The following is a 14,604-nucleotide window of genomic DNA, read 5'->3' as shown; positions in this document are numbered from 1 at the left end:
TCGATCCGGTTGGGCCGCCACCGGGCACGCTTGGATGGGCTCGCTCACTGCTTCGGGCATCTTCCGAGCCGGGGCTCATACCGATCTGTATCGAGTGCATGTTCAATCCCGTGCTCAGTTGGGGTTGGGCGATGTCGTCGGACAACGACGACCCGTTCGGTATTATCGGTATCGCTGGCACACTTCGCGGCGCCGTAAATGGGATTGCCAATCTCTGTAAGCCGACGCAGGTTACTAAAGATGAACTGCAGGCGTCAGCGAATAAGCCGTTTGCGAATGGTCAACCCATGTCCGCAGCGGGCAGAGCCGCTACGAAGCATCCAGAGTATTTTGGTTATAAATCGGCCGAGGACATGCGATAGATTTATCGGACCACGGAGCAGCTAAACGAAATGGCATCCAATGCTGTCAAGAACGCCGTAGAAAACGGAGTAAGAACTAATGGTGCCGGGGGCAGGTATCCGGATGGCTGGGTAACCTACACTCCAGTGAATGGACCGTCGGCGACTTTCCGGCCAAACGGTGACATTATTGGATTCAGAGGACAAAGTAAATGACCCACCTTGCATTTGAGTTATTCAGCGATATCAACGCTGCACATCCATACCTTACCGTTTATCTCTTGGAGGACGGCGAATCTTATGATCCTGGACGCTTCAATCCCTTTATGGAGCTTGCTGTTGAGAAAGACAACCGTCTAGCTCTTACTGTCTATAAAACAGACAGTCCGGTGTCCCTTAACATCGAGCAATGGGACGAAATATCGAAGCGGGCCCGGGCCTATCATGAAGAAATCTTAGCTAGCGGTGACGATTGGTAAGGCGGCAAGCATCTTGAAGCGAAGAAGGCGCGAGAAATCGTGCCTTCTTCGTTGCTGCGGCGTGAAGTCGCTAGTGGTAACCCGTGCTGCGCGGTCACCGCTTGAGGGCGATGGCGCATTTCGCGGTCGATGATTTTCGCTCGGCGTTGCCGCGCCGCAGAATGTCGGCCCGCACATCGGTGCCGAGAAGGTACTGCGTGTCGGTTGTAATGAGAGAAAACGCTACTTCCGCCGCGACTGCGCGATCCACGTTTTCCCTAATACTCCAATACTCACTGAATTCCGCCCGAAGAGCGCCGGCACCGCTCGCCGACTAGCCACAGGCAGCGAGCAACCGCCGTCAGCCAACCCCCAACCGCAAAACCCCCGCCTCCCCCATGGCATGCCGCGCCTGCACCAGCGAGGTCCGCGCCGCTCTCGCATCGACGGCGACCTGAATCAGCGCCCCGAGCTGCGACGGCTGCCGCAGCAGCTCCCGCAAAATCGGCCCTAGCGCCGTGGTGCCATCGTCCCGCAAGCCAGCAGTCGCAGCGGAAGGCAACGTGCGCCAAGCCGGATCAACAACCGCGCGGCACACCGCAAACGGCAACCCATGCGCAGCGGCCGTCGCACCGGCAATATGCGATTCCATATCAACAGCCAAAGCCCCCGTCGAGCGATGCAGCACACGCTTGTCGTCAGCGGAAACCAAAGGCGCGGTCACAGCAGCCATCAGCCCACGCCGCAGACGCGCCGCCAGCGGCCCCGCCGCCAACGCCGCGGCGAGCCTGTCAGCCCATGCCCGATCGGCCTCGAGCCGCCCAAACCCAAACGGCCCCTCGACGGCCTCCGCAACGATCAGCGCGCCCGGCTCCAGGTCCGGCGCCAACCCGCCCGCCGTCCCGAAACTGACGATTCCCGAACAGCCACGCGCGACTGCCTCGCTCAACGCCCGCTCCAGCAGATCGGCGCGCGCGGCATAGACCACCTCAACCCCCTTGCCGCGCGCGATACGCGCTTCGAACGCCATACCCGTCACCACGATCACCGGCAAGACGCTGCGGCCGGCGTCGACTGCCGGTGTTGTCGAAAGCGCCATCCGTTATATCCCGACCGCGACGCGCGTCAGCCCGTTGCGTTTCAGATGACGGAAGCGAGCCAACGCCCACAACGGGAAGAACTTGCGATAGCCGTGATAACGCAGGTAGAACACGCGCGGGAAACCGGTCGCCGTGAAGCGCGTTTCGTCCCACAGACCGTGCTCGCGCTGTTCGCGCTGCAAATACTCGACGCCGCGCGCCACCGCCTCGCGATTCACCTCGCCCGCCGCCATCAGGCCCATCAGCGCCCACGCGGTTTGCGAAGCCGTGCTCGGCGCGCGCTCGTAGCCGCGATAGTCGAGCTTATAGCTCTCACCGCCCTCGCCCCAGCCGCCGTCTTCGTTCTGGATCGACAGGAGCCACTGCGCGGCGCGCTTCATGCGCGGGTCGTCGTGCGGCAGGCCTGCGGCGTTCAGCGAACACAGCGCGGTCCACGTGCCGTAGATGTAGTTCAGGCCCCAGCGGCCGTACCAGCTGCCGTCCGATTCCTGCTCTTTCAGCATGTAGTCGAACGCGCGCTGCGCCGGCTCGCTGCCCTGCGGAAATTCGCCGAGTTGCGCGAGCATCGACAGGCAGCGGCCCGACACGTCCGCGGTCGGCGGATCGAGCAATGCGCCGTGATCGGAGAACGGAATGTTGTTCAGGTAGTACTGCGTGTTTTCCGGTTCGAAGGCACCCCAGCCGCCATCGCTGCTTTGCATGCCCACCACCCATTCGCGCGCCCGCGCAATAGCTTCGCGATCGACATCCGATTGCGTCAGCGCCGCCGAGCGCTGCATCGCCATTACCACCACCGCCGTATCGTCGACGTCCGGATAGTGCGCGTTGTTGTACTGGAACGCCCAGCCGCCAGGACGCACGTCCGGACGGCGCGAGATCCAGTCGCCGCGCACGTCGAGAATCTGCAGCGGACGCAGCCATGCGAGCCCGCGTTCAGCCGCTTGCTCGGCATGCGCTTCGCCAGTCTCGAGCAGCGCGTGCGCCGCAAGCGAGGTGTCCCACACCGGTGAAAGGCAGGGCTGGCAATATGCTTCGTCATCCTTGATGACGAGCAGCTTTTCGATCGACTGACGGGCGATCGCGCGGTTCGGATGATCGGCCGGATAGCCAAGCACGTCGTACATCATCACCGAGTTGGCCATGGCTGGGAAAATCGCGCCGAGGCCGTCTTCGCCGTTCAGCCGTTCGTCGACGAAGCGCACGGCCTCGCGCACCGACCGTTCGCGCGTCGCCTTCGGGAACAGACCGTCGAGCATGCGCAACATCACGTCCACGCCGCGAAAGAAGCGGAACCAGCCGAGGTGCTGATGCGGCGCCCGGTCGCGCATGCCGGTATTGACCGGCGCGCCGCGGAACAGCTCATCGATACGGACACGGCGGGGATTGCGCGCCACCGGCCGCTTAGCATTCAGCACCAGCAACGGCACGATCACAGTACGCGCCCAGTACGACACCTTCGACAGATGGAACGGGAACCATTGGGGCAGCAGCATGATTTCCACGGGCATCATCGGCACGGCACGCCACGACACCACGCCGAACAGCGCAAGCAGGATCCGCGTGAACACATTCACAGTTTCCGCACCGCCGTTTGCCAGAATCGCTTCGCGCGCGCGAACCATGTGCTCGGCATCCGGCGAGTCGCCGATCATTTTCAGTGCGAAATACGCCTTCACGCTGGCGCTGATGTCGAGCGCGCCGTCGGTGAAGAGCGGCCAGCCGCCGTCCGCCAGCTGGATGCGGCGCAGATAGCGGGCGATCTTCTGTTCCAGTTCCAGGTTCGGCGTTTCGCCGAGATAGTGGACGAGCAGCACATATTCGGCGGGAATCGTCGCGTCGGCTTCGAGTTCGTAGACCCAGTGGCCGTCCGGCTTCTGTGCGCCGAGGATCGCGTCGGTGGCGCGCGTGATCGCGGCGTCGAGCGACGTTGCGGCGCCTTGCGGCGCAGCGACGGGCGCAGCGTTCGACACCGCGTCTGGCACAGTCGGCGCCGCTTCGGCAAATTCAGGCAGGACGGCGTCCAGCGGCTGGGCTTGAGATAAGTCGTTCATCGGCGTTCCATCGGTTGATTCAGCAGCGTGTCCGCGGCCTTCTGGCCCGAGCGGATCGCCCCTTCAATCGTCGCGGGCAGGCCGGTGGCCGTCCAGTCGCCCGCGAGCATCAGGTTGTTCCAGCGAGTGCGCGTGCCGGGGCGCAGCGTTTCCTGATCCGGCAACGCGGCAAAGCTTGCGCGTCTTTCCATCACGACCTGCCAGGCCGGCATCCGCTCGGCTGGCAAGTTGGCAGCCTGAGCCACTTCGGCCCAAATGGTTTTCGCGAGCGCTTCGTGCGGTGTATCGAGCAGGCGCTCCGCAGCGTTGATCGTGACCGATACGCGGCCTTCGGAGGCGAATAGCCAATCGGCTGTCGCATTGAGCAGCCCCGTGATCGGCGCCATACCGAACGGCGGCTCGACCGCGAAATGCACATTGACGGTCGCTGCGAAGCGATTCGGCGAGCGCAAGCCAGGCACGAGCGTCTGCGCAATCTCCGGCGGCACCGCGAGCACCACGGCCTGGTTGGCATCGATCGCGATGCTTTCGTCCGCGAAATTCAGTGCCGAGACACGACCGGGGCCAGTGTCGGCAAACACCATGTCCTTCAGGCGCGATTCGAGCCGGATCGCCGCGCCGCCATGCTGCAATAGCCGCAGCGCCGGGTCGACAAAGGCGCTGCCCAGACCGTTCTTCGCCACCAGAGGCCGGCACGCCAGACCACCGGCGACCAGCGTCTCCCTGAGCATCGCGCCCGTCAGCTCCGCGGACGCTTCACGCGGCTCGACATTGAGCATCGCGAGAAACAGCGGTCGCAGCAGGCGGTCCCACAGCGGGCCATTGCAGCGCATGGTCTGCACCAGACTGCGCCCGGGCTTGGCGAACAGCAGCGGCGCGAGCGCCAGATAATCGCTCGGGCCGGTGTTCGGCACGCGCGCGTTCGGGTCGAAGATCCACCAGGGCAGACGGCCCGGCGACATGCGCACGGTCCAGCGCGCCCGCGTCGCCAGATCCACGAACGGATACTCGGGCTGGGCCGGACCGGCCAGCTCGTCGGCGGCGCCGATCGCGCGCACATAGTTGAGCGTGGCGACATTGCCCGATAGCACCATGTGATTGCCACTGTCGATCGTCGCGCCCAGCTTGGGGTCGTAATACGAACGGCAACGGCCCCCCGCCTGCGGGGCTGCGTCATGCAGCACGACTTGCGCGCCGCGGCGCTGCAATTGCACCGCCGCGGCCAGGCCGGCGAGGCCGGCGCCGATCACATGGATGAGCTTGGGCATCAGCTCAGAAGAGCGCGTAACGCGCGACGATCCACAGCAGGCGCAGTTTCGGCTTGCTGACCTTCGTACGCGGAATGTCGAATCCGCGCTCAAGCGTTCGTTCGAGCATCACGCGATAGACGCCCGACATGATGCGCGGCGCCCGCACGTGGTTGCGCGGCTCGCGGTCCATGATCGCGTCGGAGGCGGCGAAGTGTGCCTTGGCGCGCTCGGCAAGCGTGGCGCAGACGCGCGGCAGCGACGGATCGTCGGCGATCTGCGCCGGGCTCGACACCGCGATGCCTTCGCGCGCCAGCAATTCGTGCGGCAAATAGCAGCGGTTGATACCGGCGTCTTCGTCGATATCGCGCAGGATGTTGGTCAGTTGCAGCGCGCGGCCCAGATGGTGCGCGAGCAAATGGCCCGGTTCTTCCTGCATCCCGAATATCCTCACCGATAGCCGGCCCGCCGCACTCGCGACCCGGTCGCAGTACAGGTCGAGCGTGGCTTCGTCCGGCCCGCAGATGTCGGCGGCGGCGTCCATCGCCATACCGTCGATCATTGCGTGAAAATCTTCGCGTTGCAGGTGAAACGTATGGATGTGCCGCGTCAGCGCGCGCAAGGAAGCGCGCGGTGCACCCGCATAGCACGCGTCGATGTCGGCGCGCCAGCGCTCGAGCGCGGCGGCGCGTTCGGCGCGCGGCATGTCGCTGTCGGCGATATCGTCGACAGCGCGGCAAAAGGCGTAGACCTGATACATCGCGTCGCGCTGCGCGGCCGGCAGGATGCGCATCGCGAGATAAAACGAGCTGCCGGACGTGGCGGCAGCGGCGTCGATTTCTGGTTCGTCCACGACAAGATTGGAAACAGCCAAGACGATCTCCGCTGGAGGCGCCCGCTGAAAGGCGTTCAAGAAGTTTTAATGCTTACCCGCAGGGCAAGCGGCCCGCGCGCGCGGGCACGCGCGAAACACCCGGCTGGGATGCCGGAAACGGCGAAAAGTATAACAACGTTTGTGAGATGCCGCAGTTTTGGGGGTGAATAGGGGGCCGGAAGAAGGGTTTCGGCAAGCCGAATTCAGGAGAAAGCCACCGAGCGGTTGCGTCCCTGCCGCTTCGCGCTATACAGCGCCGCGTCGGCTTCGTTGATGAGCACGTCGTAGGCCGGCACGCCCACGCGCGCCGCCGCACCGCCGACGCTGGCCGTCACCGGCACGCTTGTGCCCTGCACTTCGACCGGCGTGTCGGCGATCGTGCAGCGGATCTTTTCCGCGACCCGCATGGCATCTTCGAGCGGCGTGCACGGCAACAGCAAGGCAAACTCTTCGCCACCGAAACGCCCGAAGGTATCCTGCGCCCGCACCACCCCGGCGACCCGCTGCGCCATCACGCGCAACACCGTATCGCCAACGCCGTGGCCGAACTGGTCGTTGATTTTCTTGAAGTGATCGAGATCGAACAGCAACACGGACATCTCGCCGCCGTAGCGCTGCCAGCGCGTGTACTCATCGTGCAGGCGCGCTTCGAAGTAACGCCGGTTGGCGATGCCCGTCAAGCCGTCGCGGTCCGCGTATTCCTGCAGCTTGGCAACCGCTTCTTCACGTTCGCGCTGCACGATACTGACATGGGTGACGTCGGAGATGGTCACGCACACGGCCACCACTTCACGATTGCGCGTGAGCGGCATGAACGTGCAGTCCTGCTGCATGAAATCGACGCCGCCGGTAATCGGCCGGTCGTGATCGAACTTGAAGAGATACGGGCGCTGCTCCCACGAACTGAACGCGAAACTGCCGAGCTGAAACACGCTTTCGATCTTGCGCGACAGCCACACGCGCGGCAATTCCGGAAAGTGCGTAAAGAGCGATTTGCCGACCACCTGGTCCGGCGACAACCCGCTGTGATCCTGCATGAAACGATTCCACATGAGCACGTTCATCTCGCGATCGAGCACGAAGATGCCGAAACCGACACGTTCGACCACCAGATCGCTCAACGAGTCCACGGGCGCATTCATAGGCTGGACAGCAGTTCGTCGAGCGCCTCGTTCATGTGGCGAATCGACTCTTCGGCCATCAGGATCACGAGGTGTGCGCGGAAGCTCTGGTCCTCGAGCGCGAAATTGACTTCGACCAGCAGCGCGACTTCCCATTGCAGCACGCCGGGCTGGAACACTTCGTCGAGCGTCATCGCTTCACCGAGCAAGCCCGGCGCGGAGAAGACCGGCGTGCGGCCGAGCTGGTCGAGAATGCACGAGACACACGCGCCCGTCAGCACGTTCGCGACGTCGAACACGAGTTCTTTCTGGCTCACCGTCTCGTAGCTCGAGCGCGAATACGGATCGCTCACGAGCGAACACAGCTTGTCGATGCTGTCGCTGCGGCAGATCACCAGCGCTTCGCCCTTGATGTCGGAGCGAAAGCCCTGACGCACCGCGCTCACCGTGTCGTCGATCCCGGTCATCTCGCGCAGCGCCTCTGCCGCCTCGCTCACCGCCACCACCTTCACACGCGGCACCGACAATTCGATGAACGCATCGAGCAGGCGTGCGAGACGCGTCGCGGCCTGGCCCATCGCCAGATTGGCGAGCTCTTGCAGCGCGTCGCGCTGGTCTTCGTTGAGGACTGGCTCAGACATACAACCCGTACTCCTTGAGGATGGGTAGTACCGCCTCGGGCGTCACGGGCTTGGCGATGAACGCGGCGGCGCCGAGCGCGCGCACGCGCGCCTGGGCCATCGGCTGAACATCGGCGGAGACGACGATGACGAAGGTGTTCAGGTCCTCATGCTGCAATGCTTCCAGCACCTGGTAGCCGGTTATGTCCGGCATCGTCAGATCGAGGAACATCACCGACGCTTTGCCTTCGCGATACAGGCCGAGCGCTTCGCGCCCGTTCGCCGCGTAGGACACGTCGACATCCCAGTCCGGCGGCAATGCCTTGGTGAGCACCTTGCGGGCAAGCAACGAATCGTCGGCGATCACAATAGGCAGAGACATGGGCGGGTCAATAAGCGAAATTAGCTCTTACGCGTTAACGGCGGGTAGAGTGGGTTTCTTTAACGCGTGGTCTGTCGACCAGCGGCAAAGCGGGCTGAAGCTTGCGAGAATGCGGCTTTCAAACGAGCGGGGGGAGCGCGCAGCGAGGCTGCTTTTGACGGAACCCGTGAGCGCGCATGGATGCGTGCGAGCACGGTGGACAACGGCTATGACCGGCATGTTCGAGCCTACCCCGTAGATGAATCCCCGCGGCTTCACGGATCGGGGTGGTCCCCTTGCCGCGCGCCTGTTTCCACGAGCGCCTTCGGTCACGCGTTGTGCGCGTTATCTGGCGGCCCTCGCGGCAGATGCGTCCGAACATGGCGGACGCATTATTTGTAATGGCATCGATTCTCGAAGCAAAACGGCGGAAAGGCAACTCGCCAATTTCGATTTGATTAAAGAATTTTTCCCATCAATGACTATTTTTGAAAAAATTTTGGTAGATTCTTCCCGCTTTATTTTGCAATTATACTTTTGTGTACGTTTGCGCTTCTCGATTTGTCACTGATTTAGACAGCAGACAAATCACGGGCCGGCCATTTGTCACATAACCAGTACCGCCGCTACGTGTCTATGCTTTTCGTATGAAGCCGACTCCCGGCCCTTTCGTCCCGAACGACCTTAGCGTTATCGACCATGACACCAGACCGGTTCGACCCGCCCGAAGCGAGCCGCCTTCCCGCTAGCCGCCAGGACGAGGCGCGCTTTCCGGCCGTGCCGGAACAGAATTTCCACGTCCGGCGCATCACGCTGATCGCGCTCTTGATCGCAGCCATCGTGCTGCCGTGCGTGTACGTCGCGGCGATGGCGTTCAGCGACCTGCGCGGACGCATGGCCGACGCGACCGACGTGACGCTGCGCACCGTGCGCGTGGCGGAAGAACACGCGCTGAAAGTGTTCGACATGAATGAGACGCTGGACGCGCGCATCGTCGATCTGACACAAGGTCTGGACGACAACGGCGTTCGCGCTAAAGAAGGCGAGATTCACGAAAAGCTGCGCACGATGGGCGGCGGCTATCCGCAGGTGGCGGCCGTGTCGATTTTCGGCCTTGAGGGTGATCTGCTCGCCACCAGCCGCTTCTATCCCGCGCCGGTGTTGTCGATTGCCGAGCGCGACGATTTTGTCGGCATTCGCGACGGCAAGGGCCTCGAACATGTCTCAAAGGTGATGACGGGACACGTCGTGGGCGAACAGGTGTTCAACACGGGCGTGGAGCGCGTCGCCGCCGACGGCTCGTTCGCCGGGGTCGTTTCGGTCGCACTGCGGCCCAGCTATTTCGACGCGTTTTACAGGGAACTGCTCGGCGGCACCGACAGCACGCCGATGATCATGAGCCTCATCCGCACCGACGGCGCGATCCTCGCGCACTATCCGCGCCGCCCGCGCGAACCGGCGGCGATGGCGCCGACTTCGCCACTGGCCGAAGCGCTGGCGCAAGGGCGGCGAGCCGGCGTCGTACGGATGCATTCCGATATCGACGGCGACAATGTGATCCTCGCATTCCGGCGCGTCGGCGCTTATCCGGTGTACGTGTCGTGCGCCTATCGCACCTCCGCGATCTGGGCCGCGTGGTACCGGCATCTGAGCGTGCTGATCCTGTCGATGTTCACGCCGTCCTTTGTGCTGTGGTGCGTGATCTGGCTGTCGCTGCGCCGCCTTGGCGCCGAAGAGGAAGCGTGGGAGCGCTGGCAGGCCGAAGCCTCGATGCGCCGCTCGATCGAATCCGCGTATCGCCAGTCGCGCAAGATGGAGGCGCTCGGCAATCTGGTCGGCAGTGTGGCGCATGATTTCAACAACCTGCTGATGATCGTCTCGGCCAACGTGCAGATCGCCCGGCGGCGCGGCACGCCGGGGCTCGACCGCGAATTGTCGGCGATGGAGCGGGCGCTCAAGAGCGGCCAGTCGCTCACCCGGCAATTGCTCGGCGTCGCGCGCAAGCAGCCGTTGCGCAACGAGACGCTGGCGCTCGAGCGCTGGCTGCCGGCGTGCCGCGAATTGCTGCGCGCATCGCTGGGCGCGAAGATTTCGCTGGTGATGGACATCGGCGTCGCTATCTGGCCGATGCGTGTCGACGTCGCCGAGCTCGAACTGGCGCTGATCAACATCGCCGTGAACGCGCGCGACGCCATGCCCAACGGCGGCCGCTTCACGGTTCGAGCCGCCAATATCAGCTTTCGCCGCGAGGACGGCTTTCCACTGACCGGCGACTTCGTGCAACTGTCGCTGGAAGACACCGGCGGCGGCATGCCGCCTGGCGTGCTCGCGCGCGCCTTCGAACCGCTTTTCACGACGAAGCCCAAAGGCCTGGGCACCGGTCTCGGGCTGCCGCAAGTTTTCGCCTTCTGCGAGCGCTCTGGCGGGCTCGCCGCGATCGATAGCGCCATCGGCGCGGGCACCTCCGTGCGCCTCTACCTGCCGCGCGCCATGGCGGCGCCCGAGGCCGAATTGCCGGCGGAGCCGGGCGTCGAGGAAAGCGGTGCGCCGCAGGGCTTGCGCATCCTGCTGGTCGAGGACAACGACGAAGTCGCCGCCGGCACCGAAGCTCTATTGCAGATGATGGGCCACCAGGTCACCTGCGTGTTCAACGCCGATACCGCACTGCGCCTGTTCGACGACGCCCACGCGAGACAGGCGCGCACTGGCGAGCCCCTGCCGTTCGATCTGGTGCTGTCGGACATCCACATGCCCGGCACGATGAACGGCATCGACCTGGCCGAAGCCGTGCTGGCTTTCGACACCAGGCTGCCTGTCATTCTGGTCACCGGCTACGCGGAAGAACTCGACCGGGCGCGGCATGTGAATGTGCGAGTGCTGTCCAAACCTTTCGATATCGCGTTGCTGGAAACGCTCCTGCAAGCAATCCAGCGCGATCTGACGCAGACGGGCACCGATCCGGCCGCGGCGGCGCATCCAGCCGGCTAAAGCCCATCTTGTCAGGGTCGCCGCTCATTACCGGCGGTTGTAAAAGCGCAGCAGCGGTATGCCGCGGTTTCTACGTAACCAGATCGGTGCGGGCGGCCAGCAGCGGGCATACGGGCATATCGCGTAGGCCCGGCATGATCGTTGCGGTGCTTCCAGGGGAGGAGGCCGACGCGCGCTTGCGCCGTCTGTCCCAACTGAAACCGCCGGGAGACAGCCATGCGACACACTGTGATTGGTTTATTCGACACCTATTCTCAAGCAGAAACCGCACGCGACACGCTTGTGCAGACCGGCTTTGCACGCGAAACGATCGAGTTGCAGGCGAATCCGGAACCCTCTGTCGGATCCGCAACCGATGAAGTTGCCAATTCCGGCGTGCTCGCCAATATCGAGCGTTTTATCTCGAGCCTGTTTGCGACCGGCCATCGCGCGTCGGAAACAGCTCGCTACACAGAAGCCGTCCGCCGCGGCGCCGTCCTGGTCTGCGTCAGCGCAGCCAGCGAATCGCACGCGGAACTCGCTCGCAATACCTTGAAGAGGCTGGGCGCGACCGACATCGGCGAGCGCTCGCCCGATTGGGACACGCCAGTGGAATCGAGCCGCGATCATTCAATACTCGACGAACTCGGCATCGGCGCAGCGACGCCCGGCACGCCGCATACATCGAGCGTGGCGACGCCCGGCGTGGCGACTGCCCGTTCAACCACACAGCCTGCGACCGCGGCCGATCCACGCTATCCGCCGCCGCTCATGGGCACCGACGCCGAGCCGTTCGTCCCACCGCCGCCGGCTGAGCGGCCGATGCGCGACCCGGTCAACGAGCCCGTCACGGACCCGCTGGTTGGCGATGCGGGACGGACCGCGATCGCGGCCGGTTCGATGCCCGGCTCGGGCGCGATCATGCAGCCGCCGGAAGTCATCTCCGAAGCGGAGCAGCCGACCGAGGGTTCAGGCGGCCAGATTCCGAACGAGTATCTGGAATACGAGGAGGATTTCCGCACGCACTACGAGGAGCAGTACGCGGCCGAGACCTCGCGCTATGAAGATTACGTGCCGGCCTATCGTTACGGCGCGGAGATCGGTCGGGACGTGCGTTATCGCGACCGGCCGTGGGACGACGTCGAGCCGGAAGCCCGGCGTCATTGGGAGACCACCTCGCCCGACAGCACGTGGGAGCGCTTCAAGCTCGCCGTGCGGCATGGCTGGGAAAGGGTGACAGGGCATCACCACGTATAGGTGGACGCCGTGCAGGCTCCGGCGTGTCGTGAAGTTGCGGCATGCCGGCGCTTTCGGTATGGAGATGCCTTTGCAAAGGCGCCTGAATTTGGCCGTCAGGCAGCAGTTTGACGTTTGACCCATGCGACGTAACGGTCGACGAACGTCTGCAAGAACTTTCGGGTGCCGTCGTTCACGATCTCGCCTTTCTCGTTGATGGCCGCGGGATCGTGCTTGATGAACACTTCAGGCTGGCCAAGCGTGGCGACATCGAGGTACGCCAGCACGTTGCGCAGATGCTGTTGCGCCAGCGCCGTGCCGGTCGCGCCGACCGATGTACCGAGCACCGCACCGGGTTTGTTGGCCCAGGAGTTGGTGCCCCACGGCCGCGAGCCCCAGTCGAGTGCGTTCTTCAGGACGCCCGGCATGGAGCGGTTGTACTCGGGCGTGACGAACAGCAGGCCGTCGGCGGCTTCGACGCGTTGCTTCAGGTGCTTGGCGACGTCGGGATAGTCGGCGTCGTAATCCTGGCTGTAAAGCGGCAACGAGCCAATCTCGATGAATTCGAACGTGAAGTCCGCGGGCGCGAGTGAAATCACGGCTTGCGCCAACTGGCGGTTGAACGATGCGCGGCGCAGGCTGCCGACAACGACTGCGATGTGATAGGCCATGTTCGCTTCCTTGAGGTGAGGCGCTGGACGCGCAAAAGGGTACGAACTGTCCATCATAGGCAAAAGCGGGACGGGATGGCGGCAGCGGGTACCCAAACGCCCGCTTCTGGCTGCGCAGGCACCCATCTGGAAAGTTGCAACCGGTGGATAACCCGGTAGCACCCAAAGTTATCCACAGATTTGCTGAATAACCTTGTGGATAACTGGTATTTTTGCCTTCTCAATCAAGCATGCTTTCGGTCCAGGACAATTTGAGGCAAATGCACCTTCGCCACTGTCACTCCGGGACGGCGATGTCGCCATCCACAAGCTGCCAGCCGTAGGTCTCGGCAAACAGTTGGGCGGCATCGGCATTTTCAAAGAATGGCATGTCCGCGTGGCCCTGAAAGGGATAGATCACGCGCTCGTCGCTCAACCGGATCACTTTCAGCGTCGGCACCGTCCCACTGGAGGTTCGGCGCGACGACACGGCGACCTGATAGTTCGCGCGGCCGGTTAGCGGCGTGGAATTGGCGCCCTGCGAGCGCCTGGAAAGATGACTTGCCGTCGGTGCGCGCATCAAAGACCGGCGATCGACTGGCCGGCAACCATGCCGTCGATCACTCGCTCCGCGTAATTCGCTGACGCAATGCGCGCGTCGCCGGCTGCGCCAAACGGAGAGCGGCTCGGCACGCGAAATACGCGGCTGCTGGTCAAGGTGTCGTCGGTGCCGCGCCGGCAGATTCGCACGGCGGCGTCGAAACCCGCATCGTAGTGGCGGGCGCCATCGGGAGAGCGTGGCTGGTGCGGATAAACCAGTGGATAAATCTCGAGGCCCCGGTAGCTTCTGATCGTATTGCTCATGGTGGTCGTCTCCTGTGAAGGATCTCGCTTGAGGCGTGTTGCTGTATGTGTGGCGTGACGCCGGGCGAGTCGCGGCGTTTTAGCAAAAACACGATGTTGATCGACGATGCGCGTGAAGAGCGGCCGCTTCTGTCAGGCCACGCCGACGGCACGCAAGGCGAAGTAGAAGGAAAGGACCCCGTTCGATGCAGGGCGCTGTGAAGATAGGCGGATGCCTGAGGGACTGCGTAAGACGCGCAGGAGAACTGCAAGCCGTTGGCTCACTGTAACACGTTAGAAGAGCGAGCATTTGACGCATTTGCGCGCCGGGCGCGGGTGTTGCTTTGGAGTGCCGCGTATTGTGTACCGCTTTCTGTTTTGTGACGCTCGCACGCTGATGGCGTGGGCTCCTGACCTTGTTCTGCAGATGCCATCCACGCGCGTCAAACGTGTTGAATGAAACGCAAAAAAGGGCGCCTTTGTCAGCGCCCTTTTTTGACTTCGAGAACCCGTCTCGTCAGCAGACTCGCACTGGACATGCGTCCGGCCGCGTCCTCCGGACGATTAGTTGCCGAAGAACACATTGCAGTACGATGCCGGGCCGTTGCATTGGGCCGGTGCTGCAGCCTCAGCTGCGCCCGAAGCAGCAGCAAACAGCGCAACGGAAGCGATCAGGGCGGTAAGAATGCGTTTCATGGTGCGGCTCCTCTTCAGCATCTGGTTTGCGATCTGATG

Annotated in this window: 17 protein-coding genes; 5 read left to right on the top strand and 12 right to left on the bottom strand. The window is 63.5% G+C overall.

All coding sequences use genetic code 11. The annotated features are described in order from the left end of the window. Positions 1-98 precede the first annotated feature (98 nt). Together P3T22_RS00805 and P3T22_RS00800 are read left to right on the top strand one after the other, a co-directional pair. Positions 99-362: a hypothetical protein gene (locus P3T22_RS00805; protein ID WP_429323943.1), complete on the top strand. Its 264-nt coding sequence runs from the start codon at positions 99-101 to the stop codon at positions 360-362. Between the two features lie 191 nt (positions 363-553). Further along, the gene (locus P3T22_RS00800) at positions 554-820 is read left to right on the top strand and encodes a hypothetical protein (protein ID WP_429323942.1); all 267 of its coding nucleotides are present in this window, start codon (positions 554-556) and stop codon (positions 818-820) included. 94 nt (positions 821-914) lie between these two features. Here P3T22_RS00800 and P3T22_RS00795 read toward each other — a convergent pair whose 3' ends face one another. The 8 genes from P3T22_RS00795 to P3T22_RS00760 form a co-directional block, all read right to left on the bottom strand. Continuing rightward, entirely contained in the window at positions 915-1,070 is a 156-nt protein-coding gene (locus tag P3T22_RS00795; RefSeq protein ID WP_429323941.1) for a hypothetical protein, read from the bottom strand. 90 nt (positions 1,071-1,160) lie between these two features. Continuing rightward, positions 1,161-1,898, bottom strand: coding sequence for a phosphorylase (locus tag P3T22_RS00790; RefSeq protein ID WP_429323940.1), 738 nt, complete (start codon positions 1,896-1,898; stop codon positions 1,161-1,163). Positions 1,899-1,901: 3 nt separating this feature from the next. After that, positions 1,902-3,950 carry a squalene--hopene cyclase gene (gene shc, locus P3T22_RS00785; protein ID WP_429323939.1) on the bottom strand — a complete coding sequence of 683 codons (2,049 nt, stop codon included), beginning with the start codon at positions 3,948-3,950 and terminating at the stop codon, positions 1,902-1,904. Next, positions 3,947-5,218 carry a hydroxysqualene dehydroxylase HpnE gene (gene hpnE, locus P3T22_RS00780; RefSeq protein WP_429323938.1) on the bottom strand — a complete coding sequence of 424 codons (1,272 nt, stop codon included), beginning with the start codon at positions 5,216-5,218 and terminating at the stop codon, positions 3,947-3,949. The genes shc and hpnE overlap by 4 nt, the downstream gene beginning before the upstream one ends. Positions 5,219-5,222: 4 nt before the next feature. Next, the gene (gene hpnD, locus P3T22_RS00775; protein WP_063500568.1) at positions 5,223-6,071 is read right to left on the bottom strand and encodes a presqualene diphosphate synthase HpnD; all 849 of its coding nucleotides are present in this window, start codon (positions 6,069-6,071) and stop codon (positions 5,223-5,225) included. Between the two features lie 203 nt (positions 6,072-6,274). Then, entirely contained in the window at positions 6,275-7,213 is a 939-nt protein-coding gene (locus P3T22_RS00770; RefSeq protein WP_429323937.1) for a sensor domain-containing diguanylate cyclase, read from the bottom strand. Then, positions 7,210-7,833 carry a chemotaxis protein CheC gene (locus P3T22_RS00765; RefSeq protein WP_063500570.1) on the bottom strand — a complete coding sequence of 208 codons (624 nt, stop codon included), beginning with the start codon at positions 7,831-7,833 and terminating at the stop codon, positions 7,210-7,212. Before P3T22_RS00765 ends, P3T22_RS00770 begins: the two co-directional genes overlap by 4 nt. Then, a complete protein-coding gene (locus tag P3T22_RS00760; protein WP_063500571.1) occupies positions 7,826-8,194 on the bottom strand; it encodes a response regulator in 369 nt (122 codons plus the stop codon). Before P3T22_RS00760 ends, P3T22_RS00765 begins: the two co-directional genes overlap by 8 nt. A 238-nt stretch (positions 8,195-8,432) precedes the next feature. Here P3T22_RS00760 and P3T22_RS00755 point away from each other — a divergent pair, with 238 nt between their 5' ends. The 3 genes from P3T22_RS00755 (at position 8,433) to P3T22_RS00745 (ending at position 12,397) form a co-directional block, all read left to right on the top strand. Continuing rightward, positions 8,433-8,744, top strand: a complete 312-nt coding sequence (locus P3T22_RS00755) for a hypothetical protein (protein WP_148662406.1) — start codon at positions 8,433-8,435, stop codon at positions 8,742-8,744. A 128-nt stretch (positions 8,745-8,872) separates the two neighbouring features. Next, positions 8,873-11,161, top strand: coding sequence for an ATP-binding protein (locus P3T22_RS00750; RefSeq protein WP_429323936.1), 2,289 nt, complete (start codon positions 8,873-8,875; stop codon positions 11,159-11,161). Between the two features lie 216 nt (positions 11,162-11,377). Further along, positions 11,378-12,397, top strand: coding sequence for a hypothetical protein (locus tag P3T22_RS00745; protein ID WP_063500574.1), 1,020 nt, complete (start codon positions 11,378-11,380; stop codon positions 12,395-12,397). Positions 12,398-12,492: 95 nt separating this feature from the next. Here the strand turns inward: P3T22_RS00745 and P3T22_RS00740 are convergent, their stop codons facing one another. The 4 genes from P3T22_RS00740 to P3T22_RS00725 form a co-directional block, all read right to left on the bottom strand. After that, on the bottom strand, positions 12,493-13,047 hold the full coding sequence (locus P3T22_RS00740; RefSeq protein ID WP_063500575.1) for an NADPH-dependent FMN reductase: 555 nt from the start codon (positions 13,045-13,047) through the stop codon (positions 12,493-12,495). 277 nt (positions 13,048-13,324) lie between these two features. Beyond that, the gene (locus tag P3T22_RS00735; RefSeq protein ID WP_063500576.1) at positions 13,325-13,606 is read right to left on the bottom strand and encodes a DUF6723 family protein; all 282 of its coding nucleotides are present in this window, start codon (positions 13,604-13,606) and stop codon (positions 13,325-13,327) included. Then, positions 13,606-13,890 carry a hypothetical protein gene (locus tag P3T22_RS00730; protein ID WP_063500577.1) on the bottom strand — a complete coding sequence of 95 codons (285 nt, stop codon included), beginning with the start codon at positions 13,888-13,890 and terminating at the stop codon, positions 13,606-13,608. Before P3T22_RS00730 ends, P3T22_RS00735 begins: the two co-directional genes overlap by 1 nt. 543 nt (positions 13,891-14,433) lie before the next feature. Continuing rightward, the gene (locus P3T22_RS00725; RefSeq protein ID WP_256390494.1) at positions 14,434-14,565 is read right to left on the bottom strand and encodes a hypothetical protein; all 132 of its coding nucleotides are present in this window, start codon (positions 14,563-14,565) and stop codon (positions 14,434-14,436) included. Positions 14,566-14,604: the final 39 nt, after the last annotated feature.

The sequence above is a fragment of the Paraburkholderia sp. GAS348 genome (assembly GCF_050434205.1).
Classification (GTDB): Bacteria; Pseudomonadota; Gammaproteobacteria; order Burkholderiales; family Burkholderiaceae; genus Paraburkholderia.
This window is presented reverse-complemented; position numbering and strand designations above follow the sequence as displayed.

Bases quoted from the DNA above. Each gene is read 5' to 3' on its own strand.
- P3T22_RS00805 (WP_429323943.1), top strand. From the start codon at position 99: ATGTTCAATCCCGTGCTCAGTTGGGGTTGGGCGATGTCGTCGGACAAC.
- P3T22_RS00800 (WP_429323942.1), top strand. From the start codon at position 554: ATGACCCACCTTGCATTTGAGTTATTCAGCGATATCAACGCTGCACAT.
- P3T22_RS00790 (WP_429323940.1), bottom strand. From the start codon at position 1,898: ATGGCGCTTTCGACAACACCGGCAGTCGACGCCGGCCGCAGCGTCTTG.
- shc (WP_429323939.1), bottom strand. From the start codon at position 3,950: ATGAACGACTTATCTCAAGCCCAGCCGCTGGACGCCGTCCTGCCTGAA.
- hpnE (WP_429323938.1), bottom strand. From the start codon at position 5,218: ATGCCCAAGCTCATCCATGTGATCGGCGCCGGCCTCGCCGGCCTGGCC.
- P3T22_RS00770 (WP_429323937.1), bottom strand. From the start codon at position 7,213: ATGAATGCGCCCGTGGACTCGTTGAGCGATCTGGTGGTCGAACGTGTC.
- P3T22_RS00765 (WP_063500570.1), bottom strand. From the start codon at position 7,833: ATGTCTGAGCCAGTCCTCAACGAAGACCAGCGCGACGCGCTGCAAGAG.
- P3T22_RS00760 (WP_063500571.1), bottom strand. From the start codon at position 8,194: ATGTCTCTGCCTATTGTGATCGCCGACGATTCGTTGCTTGCCCGCAAG.
- P3T22_RS00755 (WP_148662406.1), top strand. From the start codon at position 8,433: ATGAATCCCCGCGGCTTCACGGATCGGGGTGGTCCCCTTGCCGCGCGC.
- P3T22_RS00750 (WP_429323936.1), top strand. From the start codon at position 8,873: ATGACACCAGACCGGTTCGACCCGCCCGAAGCGAGCCGCCTTCCCGCT.
- P3T22_RS00745 (WP_063500574.1), top strand. From the start codon at position 11,378: ATGCGACACACTGTGATTGGTTTATTCGACACCTATTCTCAAGCAGAA.
- P3T22_RS00740 (WP_063500575.1), bottom strand. From the start codon at position 13,047: ATGGCCTATCACATCGCAGTCGTTGTCGGCAGCCTGCGCCGCGCATCG.
- P3T22_RS00735 (WP_063500576.1), bottom strand. From the start codon at position 13,606: ATGCGCGCACCGACGGCAAGTCATCTTTCCAGGCGCTCGCAGGGCGCC.
- P3T22_RS00730 (WP_063500577.1), bottom strand. From the start codon at position 13,890: ATGAGCAATACGATCAGAAGCTACCGGGGCCTCGAGATTTATCCACTG.
- P3T22_RS00725 (WP_256390494.1), bottom strand. From the start codon at position 14,565: ATGAAACGCATTCTTACCGCCCTGATCGCTTCCGTTGCGCTGTTTGCT.